We start from the raw sequence: 21,633 nt of genomic DNA on the forward strand, positions 1-21,633 counted from the left end.
ACTCATAAAAAAGACCGCCGAAGCGGTCATATTTGCATTTAAGATTAAGCAACTCGGTCAATATCACCGCGCAGCATGATTTGGAATGAGTCTGACAATACTGTCGGCTCTGACTGCTTCACCGTGCGAATCACCCAAATAGGATGATTGGTTGCGATGGTGTTAAAGCGCAGTACATTCCCACTCGCCCAACCACTGCCCCAACCTTCTTTTTTAACCGTGAAGTATGGTGCGTTTGTGACTGGGTTGATTGGTGAGCAATCTTCTGTTGTTACACCAGTTTCAATCTGTCCAGAATATTCACCGATAACTCGGAATGCAGAGTTTCCTGTGAATACAATTGCCCAACGCTCTTGAATATTGCCCTGATTTCTAACCTCAATCGGATAAAGTGTGTCGTTGTAGTTGGCTGATATGGCTGCACCAGTGGCTTCATCTTTCCAAAGGCTGTCCCACGTGGACTGCACAAACTTACGGGTGTAACGCGCTTGCATGTCACCAATCACCAGTGCAGAACCGACGATGGTATGCGCTGGATCGTAGTTGTGCGTCAAAGGCTTGGTGAAAGTCACTTGGCCATTGATTTTGACATCACGCACTAAACCCATATCTTGATAGCGATACTTGGCTGTCAGTGGTCCTGTGAGATTACCTAAGGCAAAATCACCGTTTAAAGTCACTTTGCCGTAGTCATAGTCCACTGTGTACAGATCAAATGGAATTTTAATGCCATCCGCATCTTCAAGTTCACACCAAGAGATCCGCTGATCTGCTAATGCATAGATCTGGCCAGCAATATAATCAGGTAATTCCTGCGACTTACTTGCACTCACTATCCCAATTTCACCCGAACGGAAAATCGGTACTCGACCATCAATCGGTAAACGTACTGCAGATAAACCCAGAAGTTCAGCATCAATCGGAATATAGCTATAACCGACTGCACTGTATTTAATGGTTTCAGGTAAAACCATGATCGGCTTATGAATCCACTGCTTGCCATCTTTGGTGTATTCCAGTTCTGCTACATACCAATCCTGCGCCATAATTTCAGCACGGTTGGCAGTGGTTACTTCAATCTTTTGTCGGAAAACAAACTGGCCATAGCCTTGGTCAAAGTTAAAGAAGCCATCGCATTCCGCTGTATCGATCGTACCTGAACCATCAGGCGTGATATTCAACACCCCACCTTCCACCTTGGTTGCAGACAGCGTTAAGGACTGCGCCCGGATCGGGATCATCGGTGCACGGTATGACACTTGGTTGGTTTGAACGCTTTCAAGTTGAGTCACCAAAGTCTCTAAGGTCGGATTATTCGCCCCACCTACATCCCAAGCGGCTAACTCAACGGCACCATTCCCATAATGGATCTGGCCTGCTACTGTTCCTGCACCCGTGGTCACCGATGGATTACGATACAGTGAACCAAGCTTATCAACATAAGTTGAATCAGCCAGTATAAATCGAACCGAACCTGCAAGAATCTGCTCAGCAAAGCCTTCAGTTAAATCCGTTTTTAACACAGAACCAATGATGATATCCGACCAAGACTGAGCTGCTGAACTATCTCGATAGGACACACTCACCGTCACCGCAGTTGCGACTTCATTCAGGCTTAGAGTATGGGTCTCACTGGTATTTTCATACTTAATGGTCATCCCCAACATGCCTGCCGCAATTGCCTCCTGAGACGTATTATGCGTTCCATAGTAAGGGCGCATAATCTTCTCACGCTCGATCGCTTCAAGTGTAGTACTTGGGGTGATACTCATGGTACGAGACGCATAGTTGATCGTCCCTTGTTGCTGACCTGCACCATTGATTAAACGTCCTGTAGAGGCATCAATCGGCATATCGCGCAGCTCAACCTCACCTGTGTAGCTCATATACTTGACGGGTACACGTACTTTTATAGACTTAGGAATGAGTGCCGCAGATCCATTGTCCAACTCAATTGAGATGCTACCACTGGTCGGTACCGCAGTCACTTGAATTGAAGACTTAGACCCTTTCTGACCTGATACATTAAACGTGGTACCGCCATTGGGTAACAAGGTTGGCATCAGCTTCGCTATACCATCCGCATAATCAATGGTACCTGTGGCATCCCCTGTAAATTGCCCTTGGCCGTTATCGGTTGCTGTCTTGGTAATACCATTCAATAACCAGTCAATGGTTAAGGTACCTGCCACAATCGAGTCGTTTACAGGGATCTCGACATAGACTTTATTGATGGTTAATCCTGAACGTTCCTGAGCCGTGATCATGTTGCTCCACGTGATCAGAATTGCACTGCCGACATCGGCGAGTTCACCTGTAGTGAGGGACATGGTACCCGTATCGTAATCAATACTGCCTGAACCAAATGACGAATCTCCACCGCGTAATTGGCCTGCACCATTGTCTCGAAGCGTGTAGACCTGATTCTGCACCAAGTACGACACTTGCAAACTGCCTGGTGATGGCAACGGAACCAAGTTACGGATCCAGTTAAAACTGATGTTCTCCTGATTGACATAGATAAGATCGGATTCAACAGGTGCTGTTACTGCAGCTGCGGGCATAAAGTTAATCGTGAGGTTGGTAGTACCCGTCCCCGCGCTTGCGTTCCACACAATAGAACCGTTTTGATAGTTGATGGTACCAATGGAAGTACCAGCGGCATTTTTAAGTTCACCGCCCACGTCGATAACCGCCGAACCAAATAAAGTAAACTCAACTGATTTTGGCATGACCGATGAGCCGACATATAAGCTCGACACGGTATTAATGGTGACATTATTAAAAGTCTTGCTCAGGACGCCATTCTTGGCTTTCACTAAAGCCACAGAGTCGCCCGCAGCATTGATATTCACCATCGGGGTTTCTGTCTGCGCTGAGGGTACCAACTGCGTATACACATCCTCTGCAACCACAGAATAATCACCGACTTGAGTGACTTCTTTTAATTTCGCACTGGAGTAATACTTCCCTGTATCCGCCACAATGGTGTCACGGATGATGGTGGTGCTCTTTTCACCTCCATACCACTGCTTCGCAGACAGGCCGACAAAGTCAGCTTTTAATGCATCACTGAGGCCATAAGTGGCAATCTTATATTCCACCTGTTTGCCGTCGATGATCATATAAGCCGTTCGTGTTGATACTTCGGTAATACGCAGATATTGCTCAATTTCTAAAGTTTTGCCCTCATTCGAGATCAACACAATTGATGCACCAATAGCGCTTTCTGCTTCCTGAGGAAACATGGCCACTTGTAACGACTTCATGCCTTGCCAATGCGTGTCCAACGGTGTGCCGGCAATCTGTGCACCTTTAGCCAAATAGTTTTCAATCCGATTTTGAGCGCTCGAACGCTCATCCGTCCAGCTATCCGTACTAAATAACACGGCGGAGACATTGGGATCTTGCGCATTCTGAGAGATAAATACTGTCGCCCCCATCAGAGCATCGGTATCGGCTGTATCGACTGCAGCATAAATCTTTTGGATAGATGTACGACCCGTGGTTCGATCCATCTCAGAAATATCATTGAACAGGTTATTACTTTGACCGTCGACAATTTCACGGCCTGAGTATTTACCCCCACCATCATCAGCATCTGTACGAATGCGTTCTGACTCAAGGAGCTTTAAATTTTTGGTTTCAATTGGCATCGCTTACCTCAATGAATCGCATAGTGACGTTAAAATAAGTATCAAGTGATGTTGCTGGGGTGCCTTTGACTGTAGAGCTTTCAAGCGCACCGTCTTTATGATTCCAAATCACATTGAACTCACGCTGGTCATGTGGCCACTCAAACTGAAGCGTGAATTGCTCCTGCAGGTTCTGCCATAAACGAAGCGTGTTCAGGTCTCGTAACTTGATCCAGCCTTTAGTTTTATTGGCTGGCTGCAATGTGATTGGTCGACCTGCTTGTTTGCGTCCCTCTTGGATAATCAAGGCACCACTAATGGCATACTCCTGGTTCTGCTCGATCTCGGACCAGTTTTCATCAGACCAAAAAAAACCATCCTCAAGTTGGATGGTTTCTCCGGTCGACTTTCGTGTTAATCGCATTACGATCTTCCTTTAATTGCTTCAAGTTCTCGCATCATTTCCTCAAGAGCTGTGGCTTGATCAGGTGCGGCTGATACTATCGCTGTCTGCCCTGTTCCCATATCAATTTTGATTTCCACACTTTGCTTTGTCTCCATACCTTCCATTGGTTGAATATCAAGACTAGTCGCGATAAGTGGAGCATCCGGCACGGCGGAAATTTGTTGAGTTGAATCCCCACTATTCGACAGTAATGAAGCATTACCACCACCTGAACCACGTGCTTGTGATTTTGCATTCAGCTCATCTGTACGCGCTTTCATCTTGGCCTTGAAATCATCCCAATGGTCATTGGTAGCCTTTTGCTCAGCACTGATCTCAGGCTGATCTCGTGAAGTCGCTTGGCTTACTTGACTGACAGTACGCTGAGTCTCGATTGCAGCCTGCTGGATCTCACCCAGTTTAGTAACTGTGGCTTTACCTGTGGCATCAACCTGAACATCAAGATCAAGCATATAGGCTTGTGTTGTAATCGTGCTATCCGCAATACCTTTATTTGCTGCAATGGCTTTTTCAGCATATTGCTTGAAAGCTTCTTGCTGCTGGTGAAGTGTGGCTTGACCACTATTCTTCATTTCAGTAAAGGCTTGTTTGTACTGCTCAGCAACACCTTTAAGTTGCTCAGGGGTTTTCATGCCAAAAAGTGAAAAGGCTTCAGCAGTGGAGTTGATTCCAGATCGAGCCTCATCAGCTTTATTTTTAACATCAATTAACTGCTGCCCAGCTTGTTGCAACAAACCATCAGCCACTTTACTCCCAAGTACTCCGCGCAAGCCTTCAATCTTAAGTTTTAGAGCATCTAATTCTTGCTGATTGGTGGCTGTATTGATTGCATTTGAAATACTTGCATCTAAAGCACGACCAACATCCACCCCTTTATTCTTAAGCTCATCCATATTATTAGCAACAATACTCACATCACTAGATGCTTTCTCAAATGCCTTGGTGGATTTACCTTGTAATTCCTCATAACTCAAACCAGTACGACGAATAGCCTCGTCTAGAATGGCACCCTGAACCATTGCTGCGCCCTGCACGGAATTAGCATACTGAACATGTAGAGCGCTAGCCTCAGCTTGAAGCTTTTCAATACCATCTCGCTGCTTCTCGACTTGAGCGTCCCAGTCTTTTTGGTTCATGTCTGAATTGGCTTTCTTCCATGCATCTAGCTCAGCCTGTTTGGCTTTTATCTTGGCATTAGTTGCTTCAAGTTGCTTCTCAATGTTGACTGGAATGGCCGCTAAACGGCCTTGAAACTTAACCAAGTCCTCGTCAGAAAGAATGCCTGTTAGGGCTTTTCTAATTTCCTCTGCGGTAGCCTTTCCTTGAGTCTGGAGTGCCAGTAACGCAGTGAGTCCATCATTAATACCTGTAGTGGTGCTAAAATTGAAAGATTTTGCAATTTGCCCCAAAACATCTGAAACCTTAGCACCCTCCTTGACAAGTTTCTCAAACTCCACAACTGTTGCTTTAGATGCCTCGTTAAGACCAAGAGAGGCATTTTTAAGCATTTCAGTGCGTTCGGCATTTTTTGCTTTTACAGCCGCAACCTCCTCCTGCTTCTTACGTGAGGCCTCTTCAGCTGCAATAAATTCCTTTTCTTGATCCACTAAGGACTTCGTACCAGTGGCTCTAGATACAGCCCAGTCAATGAAATCAGACCCTTGCTTTAATAGCCACTCATCCGTTTTCTTAAATCCATCAACAATTAAATCACTTGCTAAAATGACACCAGCAGCCGCTGCTCCATAGGCACCAAAGCGAGAAAGAACCCCCGCAATACTCCCCTTTAAACTATTTGCAGCAGTCGATACTCTTCCAATAACACCTGATGCTGCTACATTCGCTGTATTACTTGCATTTGTAGCGGCTGTGAGTTGATTTTTCGCAACAATTGCTACCTGAGTTGCTCGGGTATTTACCAACTGTGCTTGAGTGTTTGTAACAATGGATGCTGTTTCAGTGGCAATTGCAACTTGGGCAATTTTGACAGCATTTGCTTTTTCTAGAAAGCTTGCTGCAATACCAAGTGCTTTATAAGCAACATATGCTTGAGCCACTGTTGTGAGAGTTGAAACTAAAACTTCAAGGTTTTCAGCTACAAATTTAATTGCTTCAGCTACTTTTGTGCTTGCACCAGTTGCAGAATCCGCCTCACCTATATACAAGGTCCAAGCAGTCTTAAGATTCTCTATTGACTGACCTATTGTGACAGGCATTTTCCCAAATTCAGCATTTAAGGCTTTGGATTGACTTTCAAGTGCCTTAACAATCACTTCGGATGTAAGCTTTCCTTCACCCGCCATTGCACGTAACTTACCAATATTTACGCCCAAGCCATCTGCAAGAGCTCTCGCCAAACGTGGCGCTTGCTCCATCACACTATTGAATTCTTCGCCACGAAGAACTCCTGATTGCAAGGCTTGGTTAAATTGATAAATAGCCGCTTCATTTGAAGCCGCAAGACCACCACCCACAATTAATGACTTGTTAACCAAATCCGTTAAATTTAATGCCCGTTCTTGCGAATATCCAAGCTGATCAGTTGCAGTTTTTACTCGGGTAAATAATTCCGCTGTAGCCGTAAGATTGGATCTTGTTTCAATCGCAATCTTTTTAACACCCTCAAAAGCTTGAGTAAAATTCCCGCTTTTAGATGTAACAAGCCCAATTCTTGCTTCTAAAACCTTAAACTCGTCCGCAGTTCGAGCAATTTCAGTTGCAGATGCGCCAATACCCAATGCAGCCATCGCACTCGTTAGTGCCGTATATCCAGTTTTTAAACCCTGAATTTCACCACTTGCTTGCTTGGCAAATGTCTCGTTTTTCTGAAGTTCTGCATTCGTTTTACCAAGCTCTGAATCAAGCTTTTTAACCTCCACCGCTGCTGTGGTAGATTCTTTGCCAAGCTGATCAATACCCTGTGTAGCATTATTAGTTGCTAATCGAGTTTGGTTTGCTTCTTGTTTAATAGCCTCAAAAACTTTAGATACAACTTGTTCAGATTGCTTGGCAGCGGCTACAAGGCCTTTGCTATCACCATCCATGATTAATTTGAAAGTTAGATTTTTTCCAGACATGGCGACCTCAATTTTTGGACGTAAAAAAACCACCAATTGGTGGTTAAATTTAGACATTTAGAAAGCACCCTAAGGTGCTTTTAACTTACATTTTATGATGGCTTACAATAATCAAGGAGAAAGATTGCATTATCCATTGAGGATGACGCGACTCTTGAGTTTATATCCGATTCCTCTTTGTTGTCCTTCATAAACTCCAAAAAACCATCAATTGTGTATTCATAAGAGTTGAGGAGACTGCTTCTCATTATGTCCTCACAATCTGTCTTGGGTTGTCGCGCATCTAGATCTCTTTTTAGTTTTTGTAGCTCTTGAACAGGATCTGATAGGCTGATTCTAGCTGTAGCTTCGGCAACTTTTAAGGTGTCCGCCCACTTTCCACTTAAATTTTTGTAAAATAAAATATCTTCACTGCTCATTTTTGGTGATTCAATTAACTTGATAGCGATTGAATCCCTTAGGTCTGGCATGCGCTTCTGTAGCTCAGCAACCTTGACCGTTTTATTCTGCTGCTCCGTGTAAGCTTGACCGCTTGCTGCAACTCTTGCAGCATCGTCCTTGTTGCTTTTGTGCATAAAATAAAAAAGACCAATAATAATAACAATAACCCCAATCAATCCGTATTTCATTTCTAATCCTCAGCGACGTTCCCAAGTAATTTTAGATACGCGACCTTCACGAACGGTTACGGTATAAATCTCGTTTCCAACTTCATAAATGTAATCTGTCACTGAGATCGAAGTATTGTTGCCAGTATCAACTGTATAAGATTGTTGATGAATAGGCTTTCCTGCTTTAATTACCAATGAGCCAACCGAATCGCCAACTTGAACAATATCACCCCCTACACGGAAACTGCGAGTTTCAGCAGCCATAACCGAAAATGATGTGACTAATAACAAGCCAGCCAGTAATTTTTTCATGAATTTACCCCTCGTTATAATTGGACAAATCATAACCTGCTAAAATTCACATCACAATGTGAATGTTACTGGTCTTTCTCAAGACTCTTAATGAACTCATTGAACTTCTTGTTGATTGCGTTCTGCGCCCGAGTTGCAATCGCTAAATTACGCATTTTAATTCGCTCGGCCTTTTGAGCTGCTTTAAGGTAGTGTCGGAATGCACCATAGCTCAATTGCATGATGCTTTCATGTGAGTGGCCATTCGATGCGAGAAGCTGAAATACATCAAACCAACTGCTCTTTTTACGTGGATCTACATCGTCCCGGTGTTTAGGTTTCGGCTCGGTAAAGAATGCGTCATTCACTTTAATGACAGCATCCAATAACAAGACATTGAGTGAGCCATATTTTTTGAATAGATCGATGACCTGTTCAATGCTGTGTTGCAAACAATGGGCTATCAATTGTGTCGATTCAAACGAATGAGCATCAAAGATCATTTGTGTGGTTCCATCTGGATGATTATTCAAAAAGTCTTTAATGACCTGCGCTGCACCAGACCACTCATCAAAGTTATGCATCTGCAGCTGGTGCACAGATAGCTCACCAACTTTGACAGGTCGATTTGAAGCCATAAAAAAATCATTCATGATGAAATCTCAAAAAAGTACAGGCACAAAAAAAGATGCCTATTGCATCCTGTTTAAGTGCCTGTAGTAGGTTTATACAGCTTTTGGGATTTGGGTGTAATAACCATACAAACCAAGCGCACCATCTTTATCTTTGGTCAGATCACCTAAGGCATCACCACTGATTTCGTATGAACCAAATTCTTCATGAATTAGGCCAAAGCTCGAATCGGGCGATTTAATTGTACGGTGCAAAGCTAAGAACACTTTGTCTTTGCTGATCTTATCAATACCTTCAAAGAACAATGCATATTCAGCACCGAAATCAGATGCGATCGTAGTATGTGTCACGGCGCCAGTCGTATAACCAATCACAACTTTTGGCAAATCATCAAGAAACTCAATCGTACCGTAAATTGCATCTAGCTTATATTTCGTTGATTCAATAGGAACTGGTGTTGATGCTCCATCAGTCACTGTTGGTACAGTCAAATTAAACCCATCAAGCTTAATCTTCTGACCTTTCGTGACCGCACCTAAATCAAGGTCAGCTACGGTTTTGGTTGCTACTGCGACATTTTTACCCGACAGGATATATGCCAGGTTATCAGCATCAACTTGCTCAAGTGTGCCACTGAACGAAACCGCAGTGGTGTTGTATAGCACCAAATCAGTCGTATCATCACCTGACATTGACTCGGTATGCTCAATCTTGTCTGCAGTGATTTCCAGCGTAAAGTCTGGGATGTTGCCCAGCTCTCGCATGGCACCAACAACGCCTTCAACAATTGGGGCAAGAGAGAACTTACCGCGCAATGAAATGTACTTCTTAGCCATTCGCAGGCACCTCTTTTGATTTTGGTTTAGCTTCTGCTTTTACCTCAGGCTTGATTGCTTCAATCACGCCATCATCTAAAAGCTGTTTAATTTTTTCTTGTGGTAAATCACCCACAAGTTGACCTTTCACCCATGGACCAATCGGCTTTAAGGCTTTGTATTGCGTTTTCATAAGATTCCTTAATCGGGTTCGGTTTGAATGAATAGCTCAGACTCTAAAACCACAGTTGAGTAGACACAGCTTTTAGAAATGTCTTCCTCTGTATTGATATAAATCAGTGGTTCTGCACTGGATTCAGGTTCCCAGCCACTCAATTTCTTGATGATCTTAATGGTTAGATCACCAGCCATATCGAAAGCTTTAGAACCATCTGTCACCTGAGATGCTGCATGCTTGCAACAAGCTGTCACTTCCCAGACCACCTTCAGCTTAAGTGCATCCCCCTTACTCACCACTCCTGCACTTTTGGTACGGCGGAAATTCACTTGAATGTTGGGTGTGGTTTGAGACAGTTCAGTCGTCATACCTAGATTTTTAGGGGTATAGATTTTCTTTACACCCCACTCATCCATGAATTGCTCGAGGCGCGATACGATCTCATCTCGTACCGCATATAGATTTTCATCACTCATCTAGCACAACATCCTCAACAATGGTTAATAGATCCTGCTCGTCATCTACAGTTAAACCCAACCAAGCACGTGCGGGCATTTTCACGGTGTAAGCACCAATGGTCACGTCTTGTGCAAAGTTGGATCGTGTTTGACGAACAAAACGATTACCGACAACACCAGTCTTTTGGTTCTGCCTGAAGTAAACCGTGCTTTGACGAGCCTCATGTTTGACTTCACCACCGAAATGGTGGATCGCACCATACTCAACGTCTGTACCAACTTCAAAACCATTGCTGATGTTGTGGTTGGTGATAGAGTTCATTAGTCGCGATGTGTCACGAAGCGTGGTACCGCCTTGGCGCATCACCCTGACGGATAATGGCCACTTGCCGTATAAGCCCTCACCACGAGACCAGCGATCGCGGATATTCTCCACCAAGGTGGCACCCATGCGCTCGTAAAGCCTTAACTGACGCTTTTCAACATCTGCATACAAACTTAAGGCTTTAGAGATCGCTGAGTCACCATCGGCACGGATTTCAATTAATGTGCCTGGCATGCATCACCTCACTTAATGCTCGGCATTTTTCCAAGGACATCATCACCAAAAACACCACCTGTATAAGTCGTGCCTAATGGGGCTGTAGATGGTTTGTTTTTAGGTGCATCGTCGATAATTTCTTTACTCTGCTCATCGATGATTTGCAGATCCGCTTTCTTGTCTTGGACGCGTTTTAAGAAAGCAATCGCATCGTCATAAAGCTTGGTGATATGCTCCAGAGGATCTTCAGTGTAAAGACGATAACGTGCGATATCACACGCTATACGTTTTAAGTTGGAGGGTACGCTTGCAAGTGGTAAAGAATAACGGCTACCGATGTAACCGTTAATTTCTTCCTCTGCATCCTGCAGTGCGACTTGTACAACATCAACAGGATCTGCCCCACCTTCACGCCCCAACTTAAGATCATCAATTACCTGCGCACCAAACCGTGTTTTTAAATCAGCTTCAGTCGCGTACATGGATCACCCTACTTATCAGCAGTAGCTTTCTTGGCTTCGGTGGTGGCTTTCTTCAGAGCGGCTTCGGATGTAGATAAAGCCTTTTCCAAGCCTTCAACCTTCTTTTGAAGTTCTGCCACTTCTGCATCGGCTTTATCCTTACCCTCAATAAGGATTGCCTCATTTGCTTTCAGCTCTGCCACTTCTGCAGTAAGGCTTGCAAGCTGGGCAGCAGTACCATCCGCCTTAGGTTGTTCTGGAGCTTTTTCTTCTTCAATAGCTCCAGATGCTAAAAGGGCCTGAAGATGTTTTTCTTCAAGCCCTTTAACTTCTTGCCCTGGCATAAAATGCCCGATGGACTGTTTTGCGATGTACTTCGACATGTCTTACTCCTTATAGGGTGATAAAGCCGGTACCACCGACTACACCATTTTTGTTAGAAGGCACGACCAATGGAGCAGATTCTGTCATCAACATGATGCCGCTTGGATCTTCACAGTACCATTGACGGTCAAAGTATTGCTGAGCAACACCGTTGGCCAACATATTTTTGATCTTACAATGTGCCACTGAGCCGTTAGTATCAGAAATCAAAGAGAAGTAATCTTTTGGAATAAAGCGCTTCACCTGACCTTTGTTACGGTAAGTTGCGTCATATACCCAGAACTCGATTCCATCAAATGTCCCTTTGAGAGTTGCTGACTCTTTGACACCAAAGCTTGGTGTAACAGGAACAGAAATACCAGCGTACGGCGTGATGAATTCTTTCTTGAATTCTTCGTTATTCCATAATGCAGCCCATACCAAGCCAGACATGATTGCTTTTTTGGCTTCACCGCCATCAGCTGCCAATTGACGCTCAAGCATAGTGCGGATATCTAAAACCGGTTTAGCACCCGCTTCGTTCCACTTAGTCAACGGCGTATATGTCAGAGAGGCATCACGGCGATAATCAACTAAGTTGTACTCATAGTCGTCTGAATGAAGGATATATTTACCATTTTTCAGAAGATCAATCGCCATCATTAGGACTGAGTTATCGATCGCATCATGGTTGCGTTTCATCACCGCAATCTGGGAAATAACCATCTGCTCTTGTAGAGACAACTGCTGATTTCCAGTTGAGATAATGCCAGCGGTGCGTAAACGCTCAAGTAATGAGATTTCAAATGTATCGGCCGGACTAACCTGATTTTTTGGCTTGTAGTAGGCCGGTTTCACATGGCGTACTTCACCTGATTGAGTGGTGTCAAATGGCTTACCGGGTTGTTGTGGTGAAACCAGTGGTGCCAGATCATGTTCAGCTGACAATTCAGCCAAAGGTACATCATCACGTGTGAATAATGGGCGATTTGGAAAAAGTTGGTCTAATAGCCAAGTATCCATTGGGCGATAGTTTGAGTGGATTAGTGCTAACTCACCCACATCAAGCAGTTCTAGTGGGGTACCTTCAATATTAAAAGCTTGTGGCATGTCATTTACACCTTAGAAAGTTCGATTTTGTTTTTGGTTGCTTTGGCGCGTGCTGCATCGTATTGAGCCGTCGTAAGTAAAGTGCCACCAAGTGATACTGCTTCAACGTTAAATACACCACCGTAATACACTGGAATTTCAATGCCATCAGCTGCTTTGATTGTTGCTTCTGCTGCAGTAACATCCTGACCACAGATCACATCCCAAGTAGATTCGTCTGTAGCATGAGTCAGCACATTGGCAGCGGATAGTGTTAGCAAATCACCGTATTTATATGCTGTGGCAGTCGTTACTTTTGCATTAGCACGACGTAACTTTTCATTATCCAGAATCAGTCGTTTTGACGTGACCGAGATAGGCGGTACATAGTGAGTAACCATGAATTATTTCCCCTTTTGTTCTGCGAATGCTTGAGCACCAGCTGTGAATTTGTGTTTATCACCAGCGCCTTGATTGCCATCTTGTCCTTGCCCACCCTGACCACCTGTAGCTTGGTGACTGAACAAGTGAGTAAGGTGTGATGGAATTTGTTGCTGCTGTTGTTGACCAGCTGGTGGTTGAGTACCTGCTGAGAATTGCGTTAATTGCTGAGACATGAATGCAAATGAAGTGTCATCCATATTGGTATAAGACGTCTTTTCTTCAGCGCTAAATTGCTTATTTAAAGATGTCTCAAGCGCTTTGATGTCCCCTTCACGCTTGTCAGCTTTGAACTTTTTAAGTTCTTCCTGAGCATCATCACGCTCTTTTTCAGCTTGCTTCTGTGCGGCTTGCGCCTTTTCTAATTCGGTCACGTCTGTGTCCTCTGTGGGTTGGTTAGGGTTATGGCTTGCGGCTACTGCCATCGTGTTTTCATCTGCACCTAAGGCACAAAATGAAACTTCACGAATACGACCACCGCGGAATATCGTAATAGGTCCTTGAAGCGTCTTTCCGTTAACAATCACTGTTTGATCAGCTGCAACTTCTTCAGTCTTAGCAGGCTCAATACGGACAGACATCTGCCACGGAAATCCATCATCTGAGTCTTGTGCTACCTGAGTACCAAACTCATTGCTCATCAAGTCCCCATGTACAACCAAACCCTCTTGATGGCTAATCGTATGAGTATTGATTGCACCTGCCCGTTGGCGTGAGCTGTGTTCTAAAAGTGCTGGAATGCGACCCTTAATCTGCATACTATCCAAATCAAAAATCACTCGTGTCCAATACCAGTGATCTGTAATAACCTCACCGCTATAAGCCACTCCTGAGAAGGTGCGTTTCTTTTTACCTTCCTCAACAGGATCTACACTTAGGTCACCAAGCCGAAAGCAATAATGATCCTGCTTTTGTTCATCTGGCATTTTTCATGCTCCATAAAAAAACCGCCCTTTAGGCGGCTTCAGTTAATTTTTACTCATGGTTTCTTTGGTGGTCGCGATAGCGCGCAACACATGGCTCGTACAAGATTATTCACTCTCGATGGACTACCAATCACAACTACTTTTTTCTCGCAGCTACATGGCGAATAACCATTACCATTTCTACCATTCAAACCACGTCGACACGATTCACATTTTTCAGTCATTAATTTACCAATGCTTTAAGTGTGTAAATCATCTTGCCATTCAATGTTTCAATCGAAACCACTTCAAACGACAATCCCATTGGAATTAATACGCCATGACCGGCATTCAATTCGTTTAGATCAATGCCTAAGCCTTTCGCATTCTCAATTTGCAATACCACATCGGAAGCATTCTCAGCTAACAGTAATGGCGAATTAATTTGAATCGTTTGCCCAACTTCATAAGCGACTACATGCTGCAAGGTCACACCGCCTGTCACGATTGCAGCTGAATTACTCGCCACGGCGTTTAAGGCTTGCATGTCCTGTCTGAGCCAATGCTTTAAAACATCGTCCGCTTTCGAGCTCACAGACGCATTTAGGTAGTTCGTGATTGCTGCATCATTTCCCTGCACGTAATCCAAGAAAGTCTTAATCGCACTTGGTCTAATGGATGGATCTAAAGGAATAACCTTGTTGGCCACCGTGTTAAATAGATCTCTCGATTTTTCATCCATTGGGGTTAACAGACTGGTGAGCTTTTTGGATGCAGTCCATTCGGCCTTAATTGCTTCTTTCTGCTCCAGTAGATATTCCTTATCAAGTAATGACTTAGAAATCTTCTGATCCACCAATGCCTCAAACTCTCCAAATTGCAAAGGATGTGAACTCCAGTCCAATGCTTCGGCAACCTCTGGCAACTTGTCATCCGGTGTGATGCCGTATTTAAGCGCTTGGGCTTCAGTTAAGGCTATACATGTGCATCTACAGCGAAATCCAGTGGGAGGGTAATGTGTGAGCCAAAATGGGTGATCGATCGGCAGTACAATTCGATTCAATGCCAAATGTGCAGGACGCACACGTGAGTCATTGATAGCCGAATACATCAGATACTGACGTTTATCTTTATTCCGTTGCTGTTGCTGCCAACGCCCATGACCATATGCACTTTGGATATTGGTACGGAATACGTTGTCCAAGTAATGCTTTGGTAAAACTATTTCAGACTCAGCTACGAGCTTTTGAAAATCATTAAAGGTACCACCCGATGCTAATGTTTTATTGAGTGACTTAATCACCGACTCAACTTGCTCAAGACTCGACAGAAAACTAACTGTAGTCGCCATCTGCCGTGTCTTAAGATCCATTGAGTAAAACTCATCAGGTAACACCACTTTCTTACTATGCGCATACTGCAGCGCTTCAAGAAATGTGACTGGTTGCATAGATTACTTTCCACCTTGTGCTGTCACATACCCAAGCACATCTCCTGCATACAAAGCCTGATCTAAATTGGCTTTGAATTGAGCCTTGGATGCCATTGGGATGAGTTGCATTAAGTTGCTGGCTAGATCTTGAGGATCTGTCGATTCAGCCACCAGTTGCTTAATTTGATCCTGATTCAATAGCTCAAGGTCATCTTGGGCATCGGTCAGCTCATCCACTTCTTGCTGTTCAGGTGATGGCTTTTGTATAGATGCCTTAAAGCTGAATGCTTGATGAGGTAGTGCTGAGAATTTGGTGTTAGGGACTGCATCACCGGTATTCATCTTGAAATGCTCAGCTTTAATGCCGTATGTCTCCATCACATACTGATCATTAAACTCAACACCTAAGCTTTTAAGCTTAATATCACGATCAACAACAGCAACCTTAAGATCCTGCTCACCACCCAAGACAATTGTGTGCTTTTCAAAGTTGTTCAGCAGGCAGAGTGCGTCTATGAGCTCTTGAATCGTAGGCGTGATCATGCGTAGGTCTGAATTACGCTTATCTAAGCGAACATCGTTATGCACTTCACCCAAAGCTCGACTTCCAACACCATCAGTCCCACTTGTGAGCGTTTGACCTAAGACTACCTTTTGAATACGGCGGGTTAATACATTGTCAAAAGCTTCAAATGCTGTGCTGCCACCATTGGAAGAGCTTCCACCAATAGTTTCTACAGAATCCTCTGCGCCAATAGACATAACTGATTGAGCATGTGCATTGAGCAAAGCCGATGTCATGGCATCAATATCATCCTGTTTACGATCTTTACCACCCACTTTCCCCAATAAGATTGGCGTACCAAAACGTTCTAAGAACTTGACCCAAAACTTTGTTGTATTGGTACGGAAGAACCATAGCCAATAAAGCTTCGACAGTAATGGATCACCATAAGGCTGTTTGAATGTAGGTTTACGGCGTGTCAAAAAGAACTTGAGTGGGTATTTGGCATTCACATCAACTTCGGTAGCATTTTGTCGGTAGATTAGGCGTCCATCATTCTTAGGTTCAAACCATTCTAGAGGCTTAACTACAATCTCATTTAAGGTAAATTTACTGTCACTGGTAAGCGCATAGTTAGCCTCCATAACCGAATAACCGTAAGGGCAAGCTTCCCATGCACCTGAGACGATCTCAGCATGCCAACGAGTGAATAAATCCTTTAGAAAAACCGTTTGCTCCCCATGATCTTCAACAAATCGCCACGGCGCATTGAGAACTGCATCAAGGCGTGTCTCCATGGCCTGTGCAATCTCATCATCTACCATAAGGACTGATAATCGTTGCCGGGTTAGCCCAGCCTGACGAAGTACTTCGTCAATATCAGCTTTGCGACCCAAAGTGAATGCAAGGTTCTCAACAGCAACCTCTGTCATTAAGCCAGCTGATTTAGGCTTTGTTTTCTTACTTTCTGACTTCTTTGCCATATCTTAAAAACCTTTTAGAAACTTCGTGAACCTCCCCCTCCTGGTCTTAATCGTGCAGGCGGCTTGATATCACTAAAACAGATCATGACGCTATCAGCCCGGTTAGGTGACAAGGCACCATCAGGTTGCTTATTTACGAGGATTTTGCCAGCACCGTTTTTACTGTAGGTCGGCTGTGATAACTCACGCTTAAGTTGCTCTAGTTCGCGCTTATCCAAATCTTCAGTCGATAGCGAGATAAGTGCATCAGGATCGTATTGCATGCCTTGTAGTGCTCTGTACGTGTTCTGGAAGCGCATGCGCAAACTCCACCACATTTGAGCTTTTAGATTTGCGAAGAAATCGATATTCTTCCTAGCTTCTACCATCTCAAGCTCTGGGTTATGAACTGCGCCCGATCCCCTGAACGGATCCGCTTGGATCTCATCAATTCCTTTAGCACTGTTCTGCTCGTTAATGACTCGGGCATCACCGCGAACACCAGCTCCCAAACCATCAGCATCGTAAAAGAACAAATTTAGTTTTTGCTCTAAGCAAATATCAATCGCCTTTTGGGTTGTTCCAAAGATGTCATCGCCAATGCCTGACCAAGTATCCAAATACTGCAGAACAATGCCATGACGTGCGGCAAAGGAGTTTTTATCCTTACCCTCATCCGCCACATCAAGTGCACCATTACGCTCACCCGATGGCTGTATATCGAGTTTTAGGTGTAAATCTACAGCTGCTTCAACCCATGCTGATGGAATCAATACACCTTCAACTGAAGCGGCGTAATCAATATCAACCTCTTGGGCTAAGACAATGTCGTCAAGCGTCGCAATTTGCTTTTCATACCATGGATGAATCAACTTCCCATGGAGTGAGACAGTCCAGTTTTTATCTGGGTTGTCCCGCCACGCCATCGTAAACACGGCGTAACGTCCGCTGAATCGATCTTGATGAAACTTGTCGCCAATACCGTTTGGCGTTGATCCCTTGATATGAACGTTTGTGTTCTGCGATATAGCTGCATCTACAGCTTCCTGACGCTCTACGAATGCCCATTCATCAAGAAAGTACATTGTGGTACGTCCACCACGGCCAATATTGTCTCCAGCCTCACCCGTAACCGTTGCGCCATTATCAGGATTGATAATACGCATGTAGTTGTCGTGGACCTTTTCGACAAAACATTTCGGCTTCATCCAATCAGGTAGCTTTGAGAACATATCTCGGAACTTGTGCAGCAGCGTTTTAGGATCTCCCTTCTTATCAACTAGATCCTCTTTACGACTACCCACACCACCAGCAAAGCCCTCTACAAATAACCATCGATGCAGATAAAACCCCAGCACAACATAGCTCATACCTTCATCACGACTCTTCTCAATAAGGCCATGGGTTTGAGTGCTTTCACGCTCAAGTAACCAGTCGACCAATTCAACTTGACCAGGGCGAAGTACAAACGGAATATTTGCCGGTAACCCAAAAGGCATCCCCCTTGGATCGTAGGTCCATACCCAATGATTAAACCAATGTGCTGGATCATTCTTGCACTTGTATATCTCAGCCTGAATGCTGAGCTCGCTTTGCTCAATTACTGCTCGGTAATAGTAACGTCTGGTCATCTCAGCAATGACTTCAGGCAAACGTGTGCTAATCGTCCACTCTTTGATGAGGGGCGCTATTTCTTCAATTGCGTAACTCATAATTTGCCATTAATTGCTAAGCGAGATAGCTCCTGCGCTGACATCCCTGCAAGCTGCTCAGGGGTATACATAGCGGGGCGCTGGCTGTGCTCTGTTTCAGTTTTAATCGCACCACCATCTTTGCCTGTAATTTCTAACTTACGCTCGTAGTGGCCTTTCACAATCTTTTGAATTTGATCAATCAGCTTAATCGACATCACCACATTGCCTTTCTTGGAAACCAAAAGGTCACTCAAGATTTGCAATTGAATAATGTCGTTTGCACCGATGATGTTGTAGATCGGTTGATCAATATATTTCTTCCGTGCTTCATGGAATAAATCCACTAACTCTTGCGATAGATCCGCACCTGCAGTCTTTGTTGGGTCATATGATTCCACCTGTTGCGGGGATACATCTATCTTGAAGTTTTCCTTGATGGCCACTACCACCTCAGTAGGTGTCATAAACTGTGCAAGTGACCGAACAATAAAGACTTTTTCTGCTTTTTTAAGCCTTGCCATAACTCACCATCCATCAAGGTACATCAAGGTAAGTGGGCAAAAAAATTTGAAACTAACCTATTACACAGTTCCCACAACACGCAGACACATTAAAATCAGATACAAACGGTGCATTCTTTGTGATTTCGACTAAGCGCTTAACACTCTCACTTGCACCCCAACGTTTGACCACACCATAGAACTCTTCAACGTCGTGGCCTGCTAAGTAATGCTTAGGTAAGCCAGTATTGTCGCTGTAAATAATTTCGTCGTCTTGATCACGCTCTACGCCAATGTGATAAAGCTCATGTTCTATCAGTGCACAAAAATCATGATCTGAAGCTTGCTCACAGAATGACGCATCGATGGTAATGAGATAAACAGGTACACAACCAAACCAATCTCGCATCTGCTGTTCTTGCCGGGCTTTCTTCCATCCACCTTGGTTAAACATTACTTTTTCACATTGCCCCAGTACCATGCGTTTCTTTGACTGGCATGCAGATGAAGCCCAAGCAAATGCTAAAAAGGTTTCATCGTCGTGTAGTAACTCAGAGATATGGTCATGATCTGGATTGTGGAGTTGGCCACCAATGGTTAAATAGTTTTTAATCACCCATTCTTTTAATTCCACGGCGGGCGCAAGGCGAATAGCTTCTTCTTCCTCAGCCTGATCAATGAGATCTGTCGGTGGGAATGGTCTGATCTGTTCCATCTTCTAATCTCTCTAACTGCAACTTGATCCACCGAATCACACTACCCGACTCAATTGCATGTGGCTCAAAACGTTGAATCTTGTAACCCATATCTTCAGCCAAATCATATTTATTAAATGCATTCGCTATCTTTCGTCCACCACGCCCGACAGCCCAAGGACTACCCGCTATTTCAATCAGAAGTCGCAACTTCACAATATAAAAATCAAATCGCCAGTTTTTGGTGGATTCAAATTGAAATTTGCGCTCAGAGCCAATCAGGTGTTCTTCTAATTCTTGGAATAGAGTTTCTTCAGCTTCTAGGTATTTTTCTTTTGCCTTTGGTAAAGGTTTAGAGCGTGGTTTGGTTTTAGTTGGGCGCTTTTTGGTTTTCTGGAAGTAGTCGTTTGCATTCATATATTGCGCCCATTAAAAAACCACCCGAAGGTGGTTTGCTTAAAACAACATCGACATCTGCCCAAACTCATAAATAATTAATGTAAGGACTAAAGCCGAAACCGAGATTATAAGCACATCTTGTGAAGCCATACTTTTCTCCCTTTATTGTTCTTTTTTTATACTCTCACAATTAAAAAAATTATCAACACTAAAAGAATACATTTCTCACAATTTATAGGGATAGATATGTAAGAAATTATACAATAGTGGTTTATTTGTTAATTAATCGTACAGGCTTGTTCTTAGATTCTTAACCCGCTGTTTCAACTTAATCATGATGCCATCTATCGCCAGCATCTCATTCAGTGTTAATCCTGATCTACTGAGATTCTGATACTTAGACAGCTCAGCACCACAAAACTCTAAGTCCTTTTTAGCTTGTACACGATCTGTCATAAATCCCAACCCTCCGGTATTTCCGGATAGTTCAAATAAGAAAAGAAAAACCCCGCCAATAATGCATATTGATCGGGGTTCTATGTGCCGTAATACGTTCGGCAAAATGCCACCGAAGTGGCAAGGGTCTTAAACTTCTTTCAAACAATCCCGACACACTTTGATTTCTTCATCATCAATCGTGTAATCGATCTCAGTCGCACCATGCAGGCCGAATAAACATAATATAAATTGGAGCATGTGGATCTCCTTATGTGTGGAGCTCTATATGTGGAGCTAAATCCATTCCGATATTTGTAGTTTTAAAGGTATCGAATTCGAGGGAATTAAAAACCAAACTGTCAATATTATTTTGAGCATTTAAAATAGTATTTTGCTAGCTTGAAATAGTATTTTGATTTTGGCACGCCATGTAGGACTCGAACCCACAACCATTGGTATAGAAAACCCATGCTCTTTCCAGTTGAGCTAATGGCGCTTAAATAAGGATGTGGTGATCTGCCACACCCTTGCCTATGATTCGATATTAATCAGCTCGGCAACTGATCTACCGCTACTCACAATCACATCAACCTTACATGCACGGTTAACTTTACTTGCTTTCATTCTCTTTAAGGTCGGGTTGCCAAGCCCTAGCTGGAATTGCCTAAACCATCTAGGCGTTTACTCAAGGCATGTTCTGTAAGCTGGCACACTCACAGGATAGGGTTGCCAAATTTCGGCAACAAAAAAGCCCGATCATTTGACCGAGCTTTGATGTATGTAAAATCTGGGTGGCGGCATTAAAATTTAAACCACTACGATTAAAGTCAAGCCGCCATAAAAAAAGCCCTACATCACTGTAAGGCTTTTCCCCTTGGTCATGTGCGCTGATTCAAGGAATCGTTGTTTTTATTCACAACAAAATAATTAAATCATTAATCTCACAAAAAATGAAGCAAAAAAAACCTGCAACTTGGGGAAGATGCAGGTATAAACTGATATCAACTATCATGGAGAACTTAATACCACTAATATACTTGGTTT

The 21,633-nt window shown here is 43.7% G+C and carries 22 protein-coding genes and 1 tRNA gene; all 23 read right to left on the bottom strand.

All coding sequences use genetic code 11. The annotated features are described in order from the left end of the window. Positions 1-44: 44 nt before the first annotated feature. Positions 45-3,656 (bottom strand): hypothetical protein, encoded by a 3,612-nt coding sequence (locus F986_RS07600; RefSeq protein ID WP_004693702.1) that lies wholly within the window; start codon positions 3,654-3,656, stop codon positions 45-47. Further along, complete coding sequence (locus F986_RS07605) at positions 3,646-4,059, bottom strand: hypothetical protein (RefSeq protein WP_004693704.1); 414 nt, start codon at positions 4,057-4,059, stop codon at positions 3,646-3,648. Before F986_RS07605 ends, F986_RS07600 begins: the two co-directional genes overlap by 11 nt. Next, on the bottom strand, positions 4,059-7,235 hold the full coding sequence (locus tag F986_RS07610) for a tape measure protein (protein ID WP_004693706.1): 3,177 nt from the start codon (positions 7,233-7,235) through the stop codon (positions 4,059-4,061). The genes F986_RS07605 and F986_RS07610 overlap by 1 nt, the downstream gene beginning before the upstream one ends. A gap of 35 nt (positions 7,236-7,270) precedes the next feature. Beyond that, positions 7,271-7,807 (bottom strand): hypothetical protein, encoded by a 537-nt coding sequence (locus F986_RS07615; protein WP_004693708.1) that lies wholly within the window; start codon positions 7,805-7,807, stop codon positions 7,271-7,273. A 9-nt stretch (positions 7,808-7,816) separates the two neighbouring features. Next, positions 7,817-8,101: a DUF2845 domain-containing protein gene (locus F986_RS07620; protein WP_004693710.1), complete on the bottom strand. Its 285-nt coding sequence runs from the start codon at positions 8,099-8,101 to the stop codon at positions 7,817-7,819. A gap of 65 nt (positions 8,102-8,166) precedes the next feature. Then, positions 8,167-8,733, bottom strand: coding sequence for a hypothetical protein (locus F986_RS07625; protein ID WP_004693712.1), 567 nt, complete (start codon positions 8,731-8,733; stop codon positions 8,167-8,169). A gap of 72 nt (positions 8,734-8,805) precedes the next feature. Next, a complete protein-coding gene (locus F986_RS07630) occupies positions 8,806-9,549 on the bottom strand; it encodes a phage tail tube protein (RefSeq protein ID WP_004693713.1) in 744 nt (247 codons plus the stop codon). Continuing rightward, positions 9,542-9,721 carry a hypothetical protein gene (locus tag F986_RS07635; protein WP_004693715.1) on the bottom strand — a complete coding sequence of 60 codons (180 nt, stop codon included), beginning with the start codon at positions 9,719-9,721 and terminating at the stop codon, positions 9,542-9,544. Before F986_RS07635 ends, F986_RS07630 begins: the two co-directional genes overlap by 8 nt. An 8-nt stretch (positions 9,722-9,729) precedes the next feature. After that, positions 9,730-10,182 carry a phage tail terminator protein gene (locus tag F986_RS07640; RefSeq protein ID WP_004693717.1) on the bottom strand — a complete coding sequence of 151 codons (453 nt, stop codon included), beginning with the start codon at positions 10,180-10,182 and terminating at the stop codon, positions 9,730-9,732. Further along, entirely contained in the window at positions 10,175-10,723 is a 549-nt protein-coding gene (locus F986_RS07645) for a phage virion morphogenesis family protein (protein WP_004693719.1), read from the bottom strand. The genes F986_RS07640 and F986_RS07645 overlap by 8 nt, the downstream gene beginning before the upstream one ends. 8 nt (positions 10,724-10,731) lie before the next feature. Continuing rightward, complete coding sequence (locus tag F986_RS07650; RefSeq protein WP_004693721.1) at positions 10,732-11,187, bottom strand: gp436 family protein; 456 nt, start codon at positions 11,185-11,187, stop codon at positions 10,732-10,734. Positions 11,188-11,195: 8 nt separating this feature from the next. Continuing rightward, positions 11,196-11,549: a hypothetical protein gene (locus tag F986_RS07655; RefSeq protein ID WP_004693723.1), complete on the bottom strand. Its 354-nt coding sequence runs from the start codon at positions 11,547-11,549 to the stop codon at positions 11,196-11,198. 10 nt (positions 11,550-11,559) lie between these two features. Next, positions 11,560-12,639: a major capsid protein gene (locus F986_RS07660; RefSeq protein WP_004693725.1), complete on the bottom strand. Its 1,080-nt coding sequence runs from the start codon at positions 12,637-12,639 to the stop codon at positions 11,560-11,562. A 5-nt stretch (positions 12,640-12,644) separates the two neighbouring features. Then, positions 12,645-13,019 carry a hypothetical protein gene (locus F986_RS07665; RefSeq protein ID WP_004693727.1) on the bottom strand — a complete coding sequence of 125 codons (375 nt, stop codon included), beginning with the start codon at positions 13,017-13,019 and terminating at the stop codon, positions 12,645-12,647. Positions 13,020-13,022: 3 nt separating this feature from the next. Further along, entirely contained in the window at positions 13,023-13,985 is a 963-nt protein-coding gene (locus F986_RS07670) for a hypothetical protein (RefSeq protein WP_004693729.1), read from the bottom strand. A 223-nt stretch (positions 13,986-14,208) separates the two neighbouring features. Continuing rightward, positions 14,209-15,414, bottom strand: coding sequence for a phage head morphogenesis protein (locus tag F986_RS07675; RefSeq protein WP_004693730.1), 1,206 nt, complete (start codon positions 15,412-15,414; stop codon positions 14,209-14,211). A 3-nt stretch (positions 15,415-15,417) separates the two neighbouring features. After that, on the bottom strand, positions 15,418-16,884 hold the full coding sequence (locus F986_RS07680) for a phage portal protein family protein (protein ID WP_004693732.1): 1,467 nt from the start codon (positions 16,882-16,884) through the stop codon (positions 15,418-15,420). A gap of 14 nt (positions 16,885-16,898) precedes the next feature. Then, positions 16,899-18,575 (bottom strand): terminase large subunit, encoded by a 1,677-nt coding sequence (locus tag F986_RS07685; protein WP_004693733.1) that lies wholly within the window; start codon positions 18,573-18,575, stop codon positions 16,899-16,901. Beyond that, the gene (locus tag F986_RS07690) at positions 18,572-19,078 is read right to left on the bottom strand and encodes a DUF2280 domain-containing protein (protein ID WP_004693735.1); all 507 of its coding nucleotides are present in this window, start codon (positions 19,076-19,078) and stop codon (positions 18,572-18,574) included. The genes F986_RS07685 and F986_RS07690 overlap by 4 nt, the downstream gene beginning before the upstream one ends. 52 nt (positions 19,079-19,130) lie before the next feature. Next, the gene (locus F986_RS07695) at positions 19,131-19,772 is read right to left on the bottom strand and encodes a putative metallopeptidase (RefSeq protein WP_004693738.1); all 642 of its coding nucleotides are present in this window, start codon (positions 19,770-19,772) and stop codon (positions 19,131-19,133) included. After that, positions 19,732-20,169: a PDDEXK family nuclease gene (locus F986_RS07700; RefSeq protein WP_004693741.1), complete on the bottom strand. Its 438-nt coding sequence runs from the start codon at positions 20,167-20,169 to the stop codon at positions 19,732-19,734. Before F986_RS07700 ends, F986_RS07695 begins: the two co-directional genes overlap by 41 nt. Before the next feature lie 264 nt (positions 20,170-20,433). After that, positions 20,434-20,607: a hypothetical protein gene (locus F986_RS18385; RefSeq protein WP_004693744.1), complete on the bottom strand. Its 174-nt coding sequence runs from the start codon at positions 20,605-20,607 to the stop codon at positions 20,434-20,436. A 401-nt stretch (positions 20,608-21,008) separates the two neighbouring features. After that, positions 21,009-21,085: transfer RNA gene (locus tag F986_RS07705), tRNA-Arg, on the bottom strand. Positions 21,086-21,633: the final 548 nt, after the last annotated feature.

The organism is Acinetobacter johnsonii CIP 64.6 (genome assembly GCF_000368045.1).
Classification (GTDB): Bacteria; Pseudomonadota; Gammaproteobacteria; order Pseudomonadales; family Moraxellaceae; genus Acinetobacter; species Acinetobacter johnsonii.